At 31.1% G+C, this 16,108-nt stretch carries 16 protein-coding genes and 2 pseudogenes; 14 read left to right on the plus strand and 4 right to left on the minus strand.

Annotation, left to right across the window (positions count from 1 at the left end; genetic code table 11):
- The first annotated feature begins 25 nt into the window (after positions 1 to 25).
- Positions 26 to 556: a replication-relaxation family protein gene (locus DT250_RS24855; protein WP_255450438.1), complete on the plus strand. Its 531-nt coding sequence runs from the start codon at positions 26 to 28 to the stop codon at positions 554 to 556.
- 235 nt (positions 557 to 791) lie between these two features.
- Here the strand turns inward: DT250_RS24855 and DT250_RS24860 are convergent, their stop codons facing one another.
- On the minus strand, positions 792 to 1,796 hold the full coding sequence (locus tag DT250_RS24860) for a DUF4435 domain-containing protein (RefSeq protein ID WP_149213874.1): 1,005 nt from the start codon (positions 1,794 to 1,796) through the stop codon (positions 792 to 794).
- Positions 1,786 to 3,381 (minus strand): AAA family ATPase, encoded by a 1,596-nt coding sequence (locus DT250_RS24865; protein ID WP_149213875.1) that lies wholly within the window; start codon positions 3,379 to 3,381, stop codon positions 1,786 to 1,788. The genes DT250_RS24860 and DT250_RS24865 overlap by 11 nt, the downstream gene beginning before the upstream one ends.
- Positions 3,382 to 3,449: 68 nt before the next feature.
- Between DT250_RS24865 and DT250_RS32830 the strand changes: the two are divergent.
- The 5 genes and pseudogenes from DT250_RS32830 to DT250_RS24885 form a co-directional block, all read left to right on the plus strand.
- Positions 3,450 to 3,554 (plus strand): annotated as a pseudogene (locus tag DT250_RS32830) (replication-relaxation family protein); the annotation flags it as partial.
- Between the two features lie 140 nt (positions 3,555 to 3,694).
- Positions 3,695 to 5,437, plus strand: a pseudogene (locus tag DT250_RS24870) (RNaseH domain-containing protein); the annotation flags it as partial.
- Between the two features lie 209 nt (positions 5,438 to 5,646).
- Entirely contained in the window at positions 5,647 to 6,420 is a 774-nt protein-coding gene (locus tag DT250_RS24875) for a DUF3959 family protein (protein ID WP_097908456.1), read from the plus strand.
- Positions 6,421 to 6,546: 126 nt separating this feature from the next.
- A complete protein-coding gene (locus DT250_RS24880) occupies positions 6,547 to 6,963 on the plus strand; it encodes a DUF3995 domain-containing protein (protein WP_088063584.1) in 417 nt (138 codons plus the stop codon).
- A 139-nt stretch (positions 6,964 to 7,102) separates the two neighbouring features.
- On the plus strand, positions 7,103 to 7,306 hold the full coding sequence (locus DT250_RS24885; RefSeq protein ID WP_000878362.1) for a hypothetical protein: 204 nt from the start codon (positions 7,103 to 7,105) through the stop codon (positions 7,304 to 7,306).
- 247 nt (positions 7,307 to 7,553) lie between these two features.
- Here DT250_RS24885 and DT250_RS24890 read toward each other — a convergent pair whose 3' ends face one another.
- Entirely contained in the window at positions 7,554 to 7,766 is a 213-nt protein-coding gene (locus DT250_RS24890) for a hypothetical protein (RefSeq protein ID WP_048547123.1), read from the minus strand.
- A 229-nt stretch (positions 7,767 to 7,995) separates the two neighbouring features.
- On the opposite strand from DT250_RS24890, the gene DT250_RS24895 reads away from it, so the two are divergent.
- From DT250_RS24895 to DT250_RS24925, 6 genes are all read left to right on the plus strand, one after another.
- Positions 7,996 to 9,000, plus strand: a complete 1,005-nt coding sequence (locus DT250_RS24895; RefSeq protein ID WP_088063585.1) for a DUF1835 domain-containing protein — start codon at positions 7,996 to 7,998, stop codon at positions 8,998 to 9,000.
- Between the two features lie 149 nt (positions 9,001 to 9,149).
- Entirely contained in the window at positions 9,150 to 9,554 is a 405-nt protein-coding gene (locus DT250_RS24900; RefSeq protein ID WP_088063586.1) for a hypothetical protein, read from the plus strand.
- A 159-nt stretch (positions 9,555 to 9,713) separates the two neighbouring features.
- The gene (locus DT250_RS24905) at positions 9,714 to 10,949 is read left to right on the plus strand and encodes a cytochrome P450 family protein (RefSeq protein ID WP_088063587.1); all 1,236 of its coding nucleotides are present in this window, start codon (positions 9,714 to 9,716) and stop codon (positions 10,947 to 10,949) included.
- Positions 10,950 to 11,216: 267 nt separating this feature from the next.
- Positions 11,217 to 12,500, plus strand: coding sequence for an MFS transporter (locus DT250_RS24915; RefSeq protein ID WP_098133338.1), 1,284 nt, complete (start codon positions 11,217 to 11,219; stop codon positions 12,498 to 12,500).
- Entirely contained in the window at positions 12,490 to 13,119 is a 630-nt protein-coding gene (locus DT250_RS24920) for a Vat family streptogramin A O-acetyltransferase (RefSeq protein ID WP_088063589.1), read from the plus strand. Before DT250_RS24915 ends, DT250_RS24920 begins: the two co-directional genes overlap by 11 nt.
- Before the next feature lie 73 nt (positions 13,120 to 13,192).
- Entirely contained in the window at positions 13,193 to 13,348 is a 156-nt protein-coding gene (locus DT250_RS24925) for a DUF1540 domain-containing protein (protein ID WP_000046089.1), read from the plus strand.
- Positions 13,349 to 13,450: 102 nt separating this feature from the next.
- Here the strand turns inward: DT250_RS24925 and DT250_RS24930 are convergent, their stop codons facing one another.
- On the minus strand, positions 13,451 to 13,948 hold the full coding sequence (locus tag DT250_RS24930; RefSeq protein WP_149213876.1) for a PadR family transcriptional regulator: 498 nt from the start codon (positions 13,946 to 13,948) through the stop codon (positions 13,451 to 13,453).
- A gap of 140 nt (positions 13,949 to 14,088) precedes the next feature.
- Here DT250_RS24930 and DT250_RS24935 point away from each other — a divergent pair, with 140 nt between their 5' ends.
- Positions 14,089 to 15,303, plus strand: coding sequence for a cytochrome P450 (locus tag DT250_RS24935; RefSeq protein WP_149213877.1), 1,215 nt, complete (start codon positions 14,089 to 14,091; stop codon positions 15,301 to 15,303).
- A gap of 204 nt (positions 15,304 to 15,507) precedes the next feature.
- Complete coding sequence (locus DT250_RS24940; protein ID WP_088063592.1) at positions 15,508 to 16,086, plus strand: cysteine dioxygenase family protein; 579 nt, start codon at positions 15,508 to 15,510, stop codon at positions 16,084 to 16,086.
- Positions 16,087 to 16,108: the final 22 nt, after the last annotated feature.

Below are 16,108 nucleotides of genomic sequence, written 5' to 3' on the forward strand. Positions count from 1 at the left end.
TCAGTTTGCAACGAGAAGACATTTGATGAGTGTGCATGATATGGGCGGTATCCGAAATGCAAACCGTATTATGGGAGATTTAAAACCATACGTGAGTAAAACGATGCAAGGGAAGGAATACGTATATTATTTGAAGAAAGAGGGGCATGCCATGTTTGGCGATGATGGTAAGGTTGTATCGAGAGGAAAACTAGCTCATGCACTATTACGGAATGAAGCGTGGTTACATTTATTTTGTCCAGACGATTGGCAGATTGAAACGGATATACGTTATATAAAGAATAAAGAGAAAAAGAAAATAGTTCCTGATGTGAAGTTTCGTGATGAAGAAGGGATACTCCATGCAGTCGAAGTAGATCGTTCGCAAAAGATGAAAGTGAATGAAGAGAAAATAAAAAAATATGAAGAGTTCACAAAAATATATAAACAGAAATATAACGGGAAAGTGCCAGTCATTCATTTTTTTACAGTTACTAATTATAGGGCAAAGAAATTGGAAGAGTTAGCAGTTAAATATGATGTGATTATGAAGATATATATAATTAAAGAAATATAAAAAGTAATAACATGTTTTATAAAGAATGGGTTAATAATTGGAATAAGAGTGCTGTTATATATGTAACAGAAAATGAAGCCTATGTGTGTAACATAAAAAGAAGTTACTTATTATAAGTAACTTCTTTTTACTTCTAGTTATATAGATCTTATTGCCAAGAAACCATATCATCAAGGTTATATAGCGTTGCTACAATTTTAACTCCTGTGGATCGACTCTTCAATTTGAAGAGAATTTATTGATTTTGTAAAGACTCTTGTTTATCAAATTCATTTTCAACCATTTGCACTAGCCGAATGAAATCTTTAGATAAATTTGGTATCCACTCTATTTTTAACCTTGATAAGATTCCTGAGAGGTTTCCTGTAGATTTCATTGATTTTAAATCTTCATCTTTTTCTAATATATAGTTAGAGAAGTGAGTTAAGGAATTAGATATTAATTTTCCCTTAATAGCGAATTTAAACAAATCCATAGGTTCTGAGATATCCATGAAATCACTTGATTTATAGTTATTTTCATCAATAATTTTTTGTACAATTTCAGTACTTAAGCCTACTTTTTTTAATTCCATTTCAATGTACTTTGAGATTCTCTCAATTTTATTATCTGTATTCAAATTTTTCATTTGCATCATTGAAGAAGGAGATTTATCTATAATGTCAAGTACTTTACTAAGCTGGTCCTCCGTTAGCACCCTATTTCGATAATGAACTTCGCGAAGAAAACATAATAAAACATAGGGCTTGCATGCTAACTCAATATCGTGTAACAATTTAATCATTTTTTGATAAGATTCAGCATCAGAATAATCACAAACATTCTTTAAAATAATTTTTAATAACGATTCATCAAATAGGTAATTTTCTAATTCAAAGTAATCATAGTATTTAATTCTAGGATCTGATTCATTTTCTTTTAAATAAAAATCATAATCTCTATCTAATAGGCAAATGACATTGCGATCTTTTTGTCTAAGTCGTCGGAATAGTTTTAAAGCATTTTGTTTACCTGCTGTTGTAGTTGATCCGGTTACTTCCTCATCATTTGCTTTTATTAATTTAAATCGTTTTTTTTCATGTGTTTCATTGTATAAATAATAATTATTAATAACTTTAATATCATCTGGACCTTCTAAAAGTAAAAGCTTTTCATCGTCTAATCTTTTTCTTGTAAACAGTGTTTCAGTGATTATTGCTCTTGCATCCTCAGTAAGTGCACTTCCTCTTTTAATACTCATCAATATCACCTAATTGCCAAATTGAGTCCTCAAAATCACTATTAGCGATATAAGGAGAATGTGTAGCTAATACTACGTTGATGCTTGGTAAGTCTAATAAGGTTTTTAAGAAATTCAATTGCCAAGATATATGTAGTGAAAGTTCAGGTTCATCGATAATTATTAATGGCTTATATTTTTCTGTTTTAAGTGATAAAGCAGCATAAGATAATATTGTAATGAGTTGCTTTTCTCCAGTAGATAAATCTTTAAATGATTTAGATAATTTAATAGTATAATTTTCTAAATCTAAAGCGATTTTCCCTTTAAAAAATTTGTTGAAACTTTTATCTAGATACTCATAAGGTTTAAGTTTATTATTAACCTTTTTCATATGTTTATCATAAAGGTTAATGAGTCTCAAAACTAAATTGTTATTATTCGTAGTAAAAACACTATTTAAAGCCAAATCTTCTTTGAATTTTAAAATCATATTTTTTTTCAATCTTGATATAGCATTTTTTTCTGCTGTTTTGTGTTCACTATCATTTGAAAAGGTAACTTTAGAAAGCTCTGCAATATTTTTTTGTCTTATAAAGTAATTTTTGATTTCTTCTTCATTTATATTAGAAATATTTAATTGTTTAGATAAATCTATCAATTGTTCAGGAGCAATATCATAAAGCTCGCTAGGTGTTTCAGTTTTTTGATCAGTATGCTGATTACTCATATAAGTACTTTTGATCATTTCTTCAATAAATGATTTTAAAACACTGTTTAATCCTTCTGAATTTAATTTTTGACATTCTTCAGAATAACTTTTATATAAGTGATCAATATCATTATCGTTGACGCCCACTATTCGTCTATCATTAGGAAAATTATTAATTGTTCTGTTAAACTCATAAAGAGCATTTTCATTATGTACTGGATAATTCTGTTCTAATAAATGGATAATATCACTATCAATTCTTCTGTAGGTAGGGAAGTAGAGAATATCTTTTTTTAGAAGATTAATAAAATTTAAATCTGGATATTGTTCTATTAACTCTGATAGTGTTTCACAATAAGTAAGGCTTTCATCAATGGTATATTCAAAGTTAATATCATTGTGCTCGAAATCAACATCGATAGTACTGATGTCAATATCAGTTTCATCAAAATTAAAGTCATGTTCAGAGTCTAAATAAACTATTGTTTTGTTGTTAATTTGATTACTCTTATTGGAAATTTTTTGTACAGATTTAAACTCGTATACATATTCAGCAAAAGGATGATAGTATTCTCTTTTTAATTCAATTGTATAGAAAAGTTTATCTAAGTAATATTTGATTTTTAAGTTCTCTGACGATTTTTTAACTATAATTTTATTTATCAATTGACTTTCATTTTTATTTTCTGGAATATCTAATTCTAAGATGATTTTTTGAAAAACAGTTTTATTTAAGGGGAGAAAATCTCCATTTAAGATATTAAAGACTAAATTTAATAAAGTTGTTTTTCCAGCGCCATTATCACCCGTTAGTATGGTTAATCCACTTGAAAAATCTATTTTTGTTGGTTTTTTTTCATTGTAAAATCCATGAACAGTTAAATTTTTTAGCATAGTGTCACTCCTGTTTATAATTGTATATTCAATATAATATCATATAGTCTGCTATATTTATCCATAGAATTATTCATTTCTTTACAGTTACAAAATACAGGGATAAGAAACTGGAAGTACTAGATGTTAAATATGATGTGTTTATAAAGGTGTATGTAGTAGAAGAGATATAAAAAAATGCTAACAAGTTTGCAAACGAACTTGCTAACACCTATACAGAATAGACATAAATTATCGCTGATATGTCGTCTTTGAAAATAGCTTTAATCAGTTAAATCACACTTATACGAAATGCTCATAAAAACAGTCTTAATATCAAGAATATAACCATCCAGATATTCCTTTGCTTTTGAGAAGAAAACGAGGCATGATTTTAATTTCTACTCCAGAATTTGCATCGAATAATAAAAAAGTTCGGTTTGTAAAACTAAAAGTACAGCAAGCTACAAACGGTATAAAGTGGATAAAGATATTTAGAAATTTAAAAGATGATTTTCATATAGGAGGAGAAGTTGAATTAGAGCATATCCTTCAATATCCGAAAGATTATATGCTAGGAGAAAATCTTAGGGTGTTACTTCCATACAATGAGAGAATATATAAAGTTCAAGGTACTAAAATAAAACCTGGTATAAAAGTAAAGGAAAGAGAGTATTTATTTAAAGGGTTTCAGCAAAAATTCACTGATTTCACATTACTACCAGAATGTAAGAAACTAGCAACAAATAATGAAAATGAATTATTCCCTTTAATTGCACCAAAAGGATTAGAGACTATAACGTTAGAAATATGGTCTGAAAAAATATCGTTGGAAGTTGAACAAGCGTTATTTGAAAGTGAAATTTTGTTAGCTCAAATCGGTGAGTCGTTATATGTATTAAATGTAGATTCTCCAGTATTGTTAAAAATAGTAAGATATAATATTGAAAAAGTATTACAAAATCCATATAAAATGCAATATTGCCAGAAATACAAAACAAATTTAGTAGAGGATGTTATGAAAGCGGTTTATGCTACTGCAGGTGAGCGCAATGATGCGACATTGGCGTTAATCGCAATGGAAAATTGTGATGGGCGTGAAAAAATTGATCCAAAGCAAATCGTTAGAGAAGGGTTTGCACGAACTAACCGTATTTCAGCATTTATTAATTTATTTATTGGCCAAAGTGTATCTCGTACAACAATTATTAATTGTATCCTTAGTTTATTAGAACAAAAAGGATTTTTGAAACGTAGTTGGAATAAAATAAATTTACCTTGTACATATGTTAATTTATCAATTGAGCGAATCTCGAAATTTGATTTCTTACCTATTTTTTCACAAATAAAAGGAAAAGAAATTTCATATAAACTATACGGGAATACAGATTGGCAAACGATTGATCATTTGTTATTAAATGTAAATAAACACAACACCTTTTTACCACAACCTTCAAAAAGAAATGATATGGGAATTCAATTTAAACAATTTGTTTCTGAAACATTAACAGAAATTTTACAACATGCAAAAGAGGAAAATGAGCAAGTATATTTTATTATTGATGCGAATTTAAGAAAATATTGGATAAAAGAGTTACAAAATAAAAAAATTGATATAGATATTTTACCGGAGATTGTTCCTGATGCGCTAAAGGTCCCTAATTTAAACATTATAAGAATAAATACATCTTTTGATACACCAAAATACGGTGTGATAGAACGTGATGATGCTCCTAAAGGTACAAGTTTATATGTAGATCAAAAAGGGATGTATTATAGCACTGGCGAATATACGCTAAATGGTAGTGAAACATTGCAGCGATACATACTTGAAATATTAACGCTAGGTGTAAAACCTGTAGAAAGGAATTATATCGCTAAAATGGTACACTATATGTGCTGTAATTCAAGTATGCTTCAGGAAAAAAATATACATATGCCGTATTCTATGCATATGGCGAAAGTAATAAAGAGCTATATGACTGATATAGATGCAAGAGAGTTTAAAGAGTTTGATGATGAATTGGATGTAGATATAATGAAAATAGAAAAGAAAGATTCAATTATTTTGCTTTAAATAATAGTAGACAAATCCTGCTCGTTATATTGATCAGGATTTGTCATTTTTTCATGTAAATAAGGATATCCTTTGTCATGTATCTTTTCTTTTATGTATTTACTTTATTTACATACAGGATTAAGATATTTTTTAGAAATACAAAATCTACATCATATGGAAAAGCAATATGAATTGATTCAAAAGAAATTTGAAAGGAATGAGGAATTGTGAAGAAATTAGATGTGTTATTAATGCTATTAAGCGGCCTCTTTCCAGTTGCAGGAATTATGAAGCAAATCCCACTAGAACAATCTTTATATATCGGAGGCCTTTTATTTTTTACTAGTTTCGGTAGCTATTTTGCGAAAAAAATATATTCACGTATATGTAGTTGGATAGCGTATGCGCCATTTATAGCACTGCTGTTAGTCATTTGGCATCAAGATATTTCAACAAGTTCAATAATAGGGAATGCGAAAATCGCCGCTTGTATCGCTTTAATTCCATGTTTATTCCGTTTTCGTACATATGGACTTACTTTCGGTTTATTCTCATTATGGGCCGCTTTACTTTGGGATATTAAAGAAGTACAGTCGTTAGTCATACTTGAACGTATGTCGAGTTTAATGACAAGTCATTACTTATATCTTCTACTGTTAGTTGGAGGACTTATATTAGGTGGATTACTTGCGATGTTATTACATCGTAAAGAGCAGGATGATAATAAAGAAAATATAAATCTATTTCAACAAAAAAAGAAGCGCAAAAAATTATCATTTAAGATTCCACTTCCTAGATTACCGAAATTAAAGATCAAATTATTTAAGTTTGGTGGAAAAGTATCAAAACGAAATACGCCAGAAAAAATACGTGAGCATAATTACGAAGAACCAGCTCAAGCTGCAACATATGAAATGACAGAGCAAATAGATCCATATAAAGAAGGTATTGCTCAAGGACAAACGAGGATGGAACGTCGTAGAAATAGGTATAATGCATAAGATATTTGAGTAACCCTTTAATGATTTATCATTGAAGGGTTTTTTATGTAATTATATAGATTGCTAATGAGGAATTTATAGCATACCCTAAAGTTAAGGACTTAAATAAAATAATGGGAGGACAAAATGCTTATTATTACATATATTTCTGTCTGTATATTATTTTTAGTTAGCTTTTTACATGTTTACTGGGCTTTCGGAGGTAAGTGGGCGACAAATAGTGTCATTCCAACAAAATCTGGAGAAAAGGCGTTTATACCAGGTGTAGGAATGACATTGTTCATTGCTTTATTATTAAGTATGGCGGCAATAATTTTATTACAACAAACAAATGTTGTTCATTTCGAAGTTCCTAATATTATCGTTCAATTGGGCTCCTGGATTTGTATGATTGTTTTTTTTATAAGAGTAATTGGTGAGTTTCATTATTTTGGCATCTTTAAGCGAAAAAAAGATACGTATTTTGCTAAAATGGATACTGTTTTATATATACCACTTTGTGCATTTTTATCTTTAGCATTCTTACTAGCAATTATAACGTGAACATAAAATAGTAACTGCTTGTTCTAAAATAAATAAACGTGAATTTGCAAGGAGTAAAAGTGAGAAATCTAGTAGTAAATAAAAAGGATGTAAGCGTCTTCTTATCGAAATATAGATTATTATGAAAGGCGGTGACACTATGAAGTATGTTAAAGTCTGTATGAATGGCGGAAGTGAACACAAATTCTCGATGACTTTAGATCGGTTTGAAGAACTTATTACTACAGAGAATGGACTATTAGAAAATAAATTAGTTAGTATTGAAAATGTAATGATTAATCCTACTAATATATCTTCTGTAGTTGAAAAAATTGGTGTACCGGCTAAGTTTATGGAAGCTTAAAAATCGGTACATAAAAAACATCCATAGGGATGTTTTTTATGTGTAAATATAATAATTATACAATTAATAAATGAGCAGAATTTTTAGCAATACGTATACATTTGATGTTTAATAGATGCACAATAAAATAAGTACAAGCATATATTATATTGTAGGACAAGACCTTCGTGTCCTACTTAATACTCAGAAAAAACCTCTATCACATGAGAGCATCCGATTGCAGGGTGCTCTTTTTTTATCCGGCTCTTTAACTTTCAATTTTAAACATATCTTTGATGCTCATAAATATTAAAAATAAAATAATAGCAAAAATTAAGTTAGATAAATAGAAATCTTGATGAAATAGTAATTCAAAGATGACATCGAAAACATATAATAAGGCGATAGTAGGTAATATACAAATAAATATAAATCTCCAATTTTTCAAATAATGTTTATAAGTAGTAATCGCTTTCTCCATACATATAGCTCCTATATTTTTTATTTTCTGTATAAGTATACATTTAAATAAAAGGATTTACAAAAGAATATTTAGTAATTAAGAATTGTAGGAGAGATTTTTTTTGAAAATGTGGATAGCTGTAGCAATCTGAATAATAAATGCTTTTACTTTAAAAAACTTTAAAAGAATGATACTAAAATGATACACTATAATATACGTTATTTATGAAATGAATAGAGGGATTTGTATGATAGATAAAATCAAAAATGTTGTAGAGGATATGTACGAAGATGAAGCAAAACATTTACTTCAAAGTATTCTTATTCAGTTGAATTTATTAGAAGAAAACTATAGTGAAGATGCAATTAAAAATTTGATGGATATTCCTAAGCAACTAACGAGTAATACATCATATATAAGAAATGTAAAAGAAAGCTCACACGTACATATTGCGTTTGATGATTCAACAGCTGGATGTTTAAAATATATGTTTAGTCAAGAAGAACAATTGGAAGAGAGGGTTGTCGCTTTTTCTGAATTCTTTTCAATTGGGCCGATAAACAAGCTACATATGAATGAGGGACAACTTGCAAGACAGAAATGGTTAGTAAACAATTTAACTGCTTATGATAATTATTTTGAAGAAGAGTATTTACCAAGGTTTTTAGAAACTATGGAAGAACTACACACTATTCCTATTGAAACACCTATTACAATTTGGAAAGCTAATAACGCACATGAACATGTAGGTCTATGTTTTGTAATGGCGCAATTAAAAGATAAGAAAAACATTCGCGTTATTAATACGTCTGAAGCAAGTAAAGAAATATTAAAAAAAGAGTATGCTATTCGTGGAACTGGAGAGTTAGCACCTGAAAGTTTAGCTCTAATTCAAAAAAGTTTTGTAGAATTGCCATATTTAACTGTAGAGAAACGTATGCAGTTTGAACATGAGTGGGATAGTCTATCGAAAAGTACGGAATTTTTAAGAGTTTGGACAGACAATGAAGTGCGTTCTGTACAAGAAGATTATTTTGATCAATTTATTATTGAATGTGCGAAAAGTATAGGTGCTGATCGAGAATTCCTAAAAGCCCCTAGGGTAATTGGTGAAGCACTTGGTCATGTAGAGCAGTTAGTTGGCGATACGTTTTTAGAATATCGCTTAAAGGAATTAATTAAACAAGAAGTATTTGAATTTGAAGGTTCGTTAGATGAAATGCGTTTTTATAGTGTGAAATTAAGAAAATAATACATCTATTCCGATTATGAAGAAGCTCGTATTTTTAAAATACGAGCTTTATTTTTTTGTTGAATTTAGGCTATACATAAGCTTCCTATAGGAGGCAAATCACATATGAATGTTAAAGGTACTGAATGAAAAGTAGGTGATTTGTTAATATGTATAACCAGCAAAATTATCCATATGATCAAGGGGTGTATTATAATCCACAAAACTACGGGTATGAATCTGTAAATGAAGTGAGAGATATGGAACAAGAAGATTATAGACCAGATGATGCGGAAGATGCTCCAACGTCACCACCACCATCTCAAGCTCCATCGTTACCATCCACATTTGCTTCGCCAGCACAACCAGGAAATATGAAATCATGGATGTGTAACTGTCTAGGAAGATGGGGATTTTTACGTTTACATCGTCCAGGACCTTTCGGGAGAGACTTATGGTTCTTTCCGACTGAAGTGAGAAGAAACGGAGTATCAGGTTACACTTGGCAAGGTGGTCGTCGTCGTAAAGTAAGTTATCGCTATCAACAAATTAGTAATTTCATGTGCTTCGCATAAAGAAAAGTGAGAGAGTAGAAAGATCTTACTCTCTCACTTTTTTATTTTTCAATATATGAAGTAAGATTTTGATTAAAAATTTACAATTTTCACGTTTTTATTAGAGTATAATGCATATGTTGGTTGGTTTTTAAAAACAAATGAGAGTGAGGGAATACAATGTCAATGAAAAATAAAGTTGGGCAAAGAATAGAAGATGGCATTAATTTGGCTTCAGCGCAGTTTAAAGAAGATGCATATGAAATTTATAAAGAATCGCGAAAAATGCAACCTATATTATTTGTAAATGAAGTTGAAATCGGTAAAGAATGGCTCATTACAAGATATGAAGATGCATTGCCACTTCTAAAAGATAATCGCTTAAAAAAAGATGCGGCAAATGTGTTTCCTCAAGATACAACGAACATGTATCTTTCCGTTGACAATAGTGATCATTTAACAACGCACATGTTAAATTCAGATCCACCTAATCACAGTCGTTTACGATCTTTAGTTCAAAAAGCTTTTACACCGAAGATGATTACACAATTAGACGGAAGAATTCAGAGAATAGCGGATGATTTAATAAGAGAGATAGAGCGAAAAGGTACATTAAATCTAGTGGATGATTATTCATTCCCCTTACCAATCATTGTGATTAGTGAGATGCTTGGTATTCCAAAAGAAGATCAAGCGAAATTTAGAATTTGGTCTCATGCTGTCATTGCATCGCCAGAAACACCTGAAGAAATAAAGGAAACCGAAAAACAACTATCTGAGTTTATTACATATCTTCAATATATAGTTGATATAAAACGAAAAGATCCAAAAGAAGATTTGGTTAGTGCGCTAATACTTGCAGAAAATGAAGGGCATAAACTTAGTGCTCCAGAGCTATATTCAATGATAATGCTATTAATCGTAGCAGGGCATGAGACAACAGTGAATTTAATTACGAATACGGTATTAGCACTTCTTGAAAATCCAAATCAATTACAGTTATTAAAAGGTAATCCAAAATTAATTGATTCTGCAATTGAAGAAGGATTGCGTTATTATTCTCCAGTTGAGGTTACAACTGCAAGATGGGCAGCTGAGCCTTTTCAAATTCACGAACAAACAATCCAAAAAGGGGATATGGTTGTAATTGCATTAGCTTCGGCAAACCGCGATGAAACAATATTTGAAAACCCAGATGTATTCGATATTACTCGGGAGAATAATCGTCACATTGCATTTGGGCATGGTAGCCATTTCTGCTTAGGCGCTCCGCTTGCTAGGTTGGAAGCAAAGATTGCTATTACTACTTTGTTTAATCGAATGCCTGCTTTGCAATTAAAAGGAAATCGTGAAGATATTAAATGGCAAGGTAATTATTTAATGCGTTCTTTAGAGGAATTACCATTAACATTCTAGAATATTTATTTTAAGACATGCATACATCGAAAATGCTTTACATAGAGTATGTATGTGTTATTTAAATTCGAAACGGAAGGGTGAACACATCCCAATGATCAACTAATTCTATTTGTAAGAGATCTTCGTTAAAAAACGAAATATTCTTCTGAATAGGGTTAGTCTGTACATTTATAGAAAAGGGATGTATTTCGCTCTGCGAATATATAGTCTTTTTATATGATTTGTGCTGCCTCCTGTTCAGAACACGAAATAGGAGGCCTTTTTATGTCGACAAATGTAGTAACGAAACAAAATAATGGGGTATCACAAGTATTGAAAAATAGATTTGTACAGGGAATTTTAGCTTCAGCATTATTTTTACAAATTGGAATATGGGTTCGAAACTTTGCCGTATTACTGTATGTAATGGAAATGACGAAAGGTGATGCTTTTGCTATTTCAATGATTTCAGTTGCTGAATTTGCGCCCATTTTTATTTTCTCATTCATTGGTGGAACTTTTGCTGATAGGTGGAAGCCGAAGAGGACAATGATATGGTGTGAGACGTTAAGTTCTATTTCAGTATTCGCTGTATTAATTACACTAATGTTTGGAACGTGGAAAATCGTGTTTTTTGTCACGCTTATTTCTGCAATCCTTTCGCAGTTTTCTCAACCATCAGGGATGAAATTGTTTAAACAGCATTTATCAACGGAACAAATTCAATTAGCGATGTCTATATATCAAACAATATTTGCGATTTTTATGGTGTTAGGACCGATTCTTGGAACATTTATCTTTCATAGTTTTGGAATTTATATTTCAATTATCATAACAGGTATCGCTTTTTTACTGGCAGCTGCTGTGTTGTTATTTCTTCCGAAAGATCTTGAGAATGATAATGAGAAGAAAGAAATCACGCTACTACAGGAGATGCTGGATGGTATTAAATATGTGAAAAAGAAAAAAGCATTAACTTTGCTTGGGCTTTGTTTTATGGCAGCAGGACTAGGTATAGGATTGATTCAGCCATTAGGTATATTTATTGTGACTGAGCAGTTAGGGTTATCAAAAGAGAGTTTGCAATGGTTACTAACAGTAAATGGCGCGGGTATGATTGTTGGCGGAGCTTTAGCGATGGTATTTGCGAAAAACGTAGCTCCGCAAAAGATGTTAATTGTAGGGATGCTCGGTCAGGCGATCGGCATTGGTATTATAGGTTATTCAACGAATTTATGGGTGACACTTACAGCACAACTTTTTAGTGGGTTAGCTCTTCCATGTATCCAAATAGGTATTAATACGCTCATTATTCAAAATAGCGATACTGATTTTATCGGTCGTGTAAATGGCATTTTAAGTCCACTATTTACCGGTTCAATGGTAGTAACAATGAGTGTAGCCGGTTCATTAAAAGAGGTGTTCTCATTAAGTACGATGTATGAGGGAACAGCTTTACTATTTATAATTGGATTATTATTTATTTTACCTATATACAATTTAAAGCCAGTAATAGCGGTAGAAAGTGAAATAAATGGTAAGGGAAGTGCTGTACAACATGAATCCTAATCCAAATGTTAAATATCCTATTGAAGGAAATCAAAATGTCCATTTTATAAAAAATACAATAACGAAAGCTAATATACTTGTTGGTGACTATTCTTATTATGATGCGAAAGATGGAGAAACATTTGAAGATCGAGTATTACATCATTATGAATTTCTTGGAGATCATCTTACTATTGGAAAGTTTTGTTGTATTGCAAATGGAGTTACCTTTATTATGAACGGAGCGAATCATCGGATGGATGGATTTTCGGCATATCCATTTAATATATTTGGAAATGGGTGGGAGAAGTATACACCTAATTTGTCTGATTTACCTTACAAAGGGGATACAGTTATAGGAAATGATGTATGGATTGGTATGGATGCAACGATTATGCCTGGAATAAAAATAGGAGATGGTGCAATCATTGCAGCTAAATCTGTTGTGACTAGAGACGTCGCACCATATACAATTGTTGGCGGAAACCCTGCAAATAAAATAAAGGAACGATTTACAAATACAATAGTAGAAGAGTTATTGCAAATTCAATGGTGGCATTTTGACATTGAAAAAATAACAGAAAATATAGATGCTATTGTACAAGGAAATATTGAACCATTAAGAAAGCTAAAAAGGTAATAAAAAATGCATGACAAAGAGTATCATACCTCCGAATTTTGTTAATGATAATAGAACAAGGAGGTGTGATACTATGGCACAAGACGTTTTATGTGAAGTAAACAACTGTAAATTTTGGGCTAACGGCAATAAATGTAGTGCAGATGCAATTTATGTAGTAAGTCATAAAGGGAAACATGCATCAACTACGGAAGAAACAGATTGCAAAACTTTCGATCCAGAAGTATAAATTTTTTGAAGGGTAGCCAAATCGTGGTTGCCCTTTTATTAATTATAGTATTGATAATAAATCTCATTTTCATTCATTATTTTTAACTTTTCTTGTTAATTTTTATATTTTCTTCATAAGTGATGTAATCCAGAGTAATTCGTGTTCTATACGTGATTTACTAAATTCAATAACTTCTGTAATAAAAGATGAGCTAACATCTAAAGATTTAATAGCAGTAAGCTGTTTATGTAGTACGTCTTGGCGTATTGTTAAAATTTCTTTTCTACCTTCGTAATCAAGTTTTTCAAATAGAGCGATACGTACAAGGAACTCAGCGTTATTTGTCGCAATTTTTTCAGGAAACTCTCTTAACATCTCTGAAAAAATTTCTTCACCTGTTTCAGTTATATCGTACATATTTCGGTTTGGCTTTCCGACTTGTTTATGTATTTTTTTCGTTATAGCACCCATATTTTCGAAGCGCCGAAGAGCGGGATATAGTGTGTTATGATTTAATTCGAAATTCTCACCTAACCGGTTTTGAACATTTTTCTTTATTTCATATCCATGTTTTGGTCCAGTTGTTAATTCTGCTAATAGTAAAATGTCAACGTACATAAAAATCCCCCTTATATATTTCTCAAGTTCTCCAATAAAAAATCTCCTTTAGTATATGTTAAAATAACATATGTTAGATTATACAACTTTGAACTACCGACCTATCACTTTTATTGTAAAAGAAAAGGGAGGAAAGAACTATGGCTTCGCCGGAAAATGTGATTTTAGTTCATGAAATTTCAAAGCTGAAAACAAAAGAAGAATTGTGGAATCCGTATGAGTGGTATCAATTTATGAGGGATAATCACCCTGTACATTACGATGAAGAGCAAGATGTATGGAATGTTTTTTTATACGATGATGTAAATCGAGTTTTATCGGATTATCGCTTATTTTCAAGTAGAAGGGAGCGAAGACAATTCGCAATCCCTCCTTTAGAAACTAGGATAAATATAAACTCTACGGATCCACCAGAACATCGCAATGTACGTTCTATCGTTTCTAAAGCATTTACTCCAAGAAGTTTAGAACAATGGAAACCCCGAATACAGGCAATCGCAAATGAACTTATAGAACATATCGAAAAATATAGTGAGGTTAATATTGTTGAAGAGTTTGCTGCACCTTTACCTGTTACCGTCATATCCGATTTATTAGGAGTGCCAACAACGGACCGTAAAAAAATTAAAGCATGGTCTGATATTTTATTTATGCCGTATAGTAAAGAAAAGTTTAGTGATCTGGATGCGGAAAAGGGTATAGCACTAAATGAATTTAAAGCATATCTTCTACCGATTGTTCAGGGAAAGAGGTACCATTTAACCGATGATATTATTTCGGATTTAATACGAGCTGAATATGAAGGCGAAAGATTAACAGATGAAGAAATTGTTACTTTTTCTTTAGGTTTATTAGCGGCAGGCAATGAAACAACTACTAATTTAATTATTAATAGCTTTTATTGCTTTTTAGTGGATTCACCTGGAACATATAAAGAATTAAGAGAAGAACCTAAATTAATTTCAAAGGCAATTGAGGAAGTATTGCGCTATCGCTTTCCCGTTACATTAGCTAGGAGGATTACAGAGGATACAAATATATTTGGGCCTTTTATGAAAAAGGATCAAATGATTGTTGCGTGGGTAAGTGCAGCAAATTTAGATGAGAAAAAGTTTTCGCAAGCCTCTAAATTTAATATACACCGAATAGGAAATGAAAAGCATTTAACATTTGGTAAAGGTGCACACTTTTGCTTAGGAGCACTACTTGCACGTTTAGAAGCTGAGATTGCATTAAGAACTTTCATAAATGCTTTTGAAAAAATAGAGTTATCTCCATTGTTCAATTTAGAAAAATGTCTATTGGAAAATGAACAAACGTTAAATTACTTACCTATTCTTTTGAATAATAGGTAAATCGATCAGCAAGGTACAAATTTACTGTACCTTGTTTTTTTATCCCGCGTTAACGGACAGTAAACGTCCGATTGGTTCAACTAATAATCAGTGGGAGATGAACAAAACCCCCACTGATTAAAGTTTCACTTTATTTCTCAATTGTAAAATTTTAGTTAGTTATTTAGTATGGAGGTGTGTGAAAAAGAATGGAGGAGGACGCTTATGTTAACGTGTAATGGAAGTAAAACGTTTCAAACATTTATTAAAGCTGTAACGGATTTAATGGATAGTAATTTATTAGAAGATCAAATTGTTTGTGCGATTGAAAAATTACTAGAAGAACTTTTAGAAAAGAAAACATGGCTTCCGTTAGAAAAACAGAAGGCGAATTCGGCTCAATACGCACGACATTTGTTATATGAAGATCCTTTTAATCGTTTTGAAGTATTAGCTCTTGTATGGAAAGATGGACAATCTACACCTTTACATGATCATGATGGTACATGGGGAGTAGAAGGCGTTTTTACAGGGAGGATAATGGTGCAAAACTTTATACAAACGAAGCAGTTTGAAAATTCACTTGTTTATTTAACACATACAGGAAATCTTTATTTGGGAGAAGGAGAAACAGATAAAGTCATTCCACCAGCTGATTGTCATATTCTTGAAATAGCTAAAAATGAAAGCGTTGTCACTATTCATATTTACGGAAAACGTTTAGAAAAGTTTAAAGTATATGTCCCAACTGAAGAAAAGAGTGTTTACATGTGTGAGACGAAATATATTAGTTATAGTTCATAGTATAAAATCAAAAACTTTTCTT

The sequence above is a fragment of the Bacillus sp. AR2-1 genome, from assembly GCF_008368755.1.
Classification (GTDB): Bacteria; Bacillota; Bacilli; order Bacillales; family Bacillaceae_G; genus Bacillus_A; species Bacillus_A wiedmannii.

What these genes read in the sequence shown, in the direction of transcription:
- DT250_RS24900 (WP_088063586.1), top strand. Translation starts at nt 9,150, where the DNA reads ATGTATAACCAGCAAAATTATCCATATGATCAAGGGGTGTATTATAAT.
- DT250_RS24930 (WP_149213876.1), bottom strand. Translation starts at nt 13,948, where the DNA reads ATGTACGTTGACATTTTACTATTAGCAGAATTAACAACTGGACCAAAA.
- DT250_RS24880 (WP_088063584.1), top strand. Translation starts at nt 6,547, where the DNA reads ATGCTTATTATTACATATATTTCTGTCTGTATATTATTTTTAGTTAGC.
- DT250_RS24920 (WP_088063589.1), top strand. Translation starts at nt 12,490, where the DNA reads ATGAATCCTAATCCAAATGTTAAATATCCTATTGAAGGAAATCAAAAT.
- DT250_RS24915 (WP_098133338.1), top strand. Translation starts at nt 11,217, where the DNA reads ATGTCGACAAATGTAGTAACGAAACAAAATAATGGGGTATCACAAGTA.
- DT250_RS24895 (WP_088063585.1), top strand. Translation starts at nt 7,996, where the DNA reads ATGATAGATAAAATCAAAAATGTTGTAGAGGATATGTACGAAGATGAA.
- DT250_RS24925 (WP_000046089.1), top strand. Translation starts at nt 13,193, where the DNA reads ATGGCACAAGACGTTTTATGTGAAGTAAACAACTGTAAATTTTGGGCT.
- DT250_RS24860 (WP_149213874.1), bottom strand. Translation starts at nt 1,796, where the DNA reads ATGAGTATTAAAAGAGGAAGTGCACTTACTGAGGATGCAAGAGCAATA.
- DT250_RS24935 (WP_149213877.1), top strand. Translation starts at nt 14,089, where the DNA reads ATGGCTTCGCCGGAAAATGTGATTTTAGTTCATGAAATTTCAAAGCTG.
- DT250_RS24940 (WP_088063592.1), top strand. Translation starts at nt 15,508, where the DNA reads ATGTTAACGTGTAATGGAAGTAAAACGTTTCAAACATTTATTAAAGCT.
- DT250_RS24885 (WP_000878362.1), top strand. Translation starts at nt 7,103, where the DNA reads ATGAAGTATGTTAAAGTCTGTATGAATGGCGGAAGTGAACACAAATTC.
- DT250_RS24865 (WP_149213875.1), bottom strand. Translation starts at nt 3,381, where the DNA reads ATGCTAAAAAATTTAACTGTTCATGGATTTTACAATGAAAAAAAACCA.
- DT250_RS24905 (WP_088063587.1), top strand. Translation starts at nt 9,714, where the DNA reads ATGTCAATGAAAAATAAAGTTGGGCAAAGAATAGAAGATGGCATTAAT.
- DT250_RS24890 (WP_048547123.1), bottom strand. Translation starts at nt 7,766, where the DNA reads ATGGAGAAAGCGATTACTACTTATAAACATTATTTGAAAAATTGGAGA.
- DT250_RS24855 (WP_255450438.1), top strand. Translation starts at nt 26, where the DNA reads ATGAGTGTGCATGATATGGGCGGTATCCGAAATGCAAACCGTATTATG.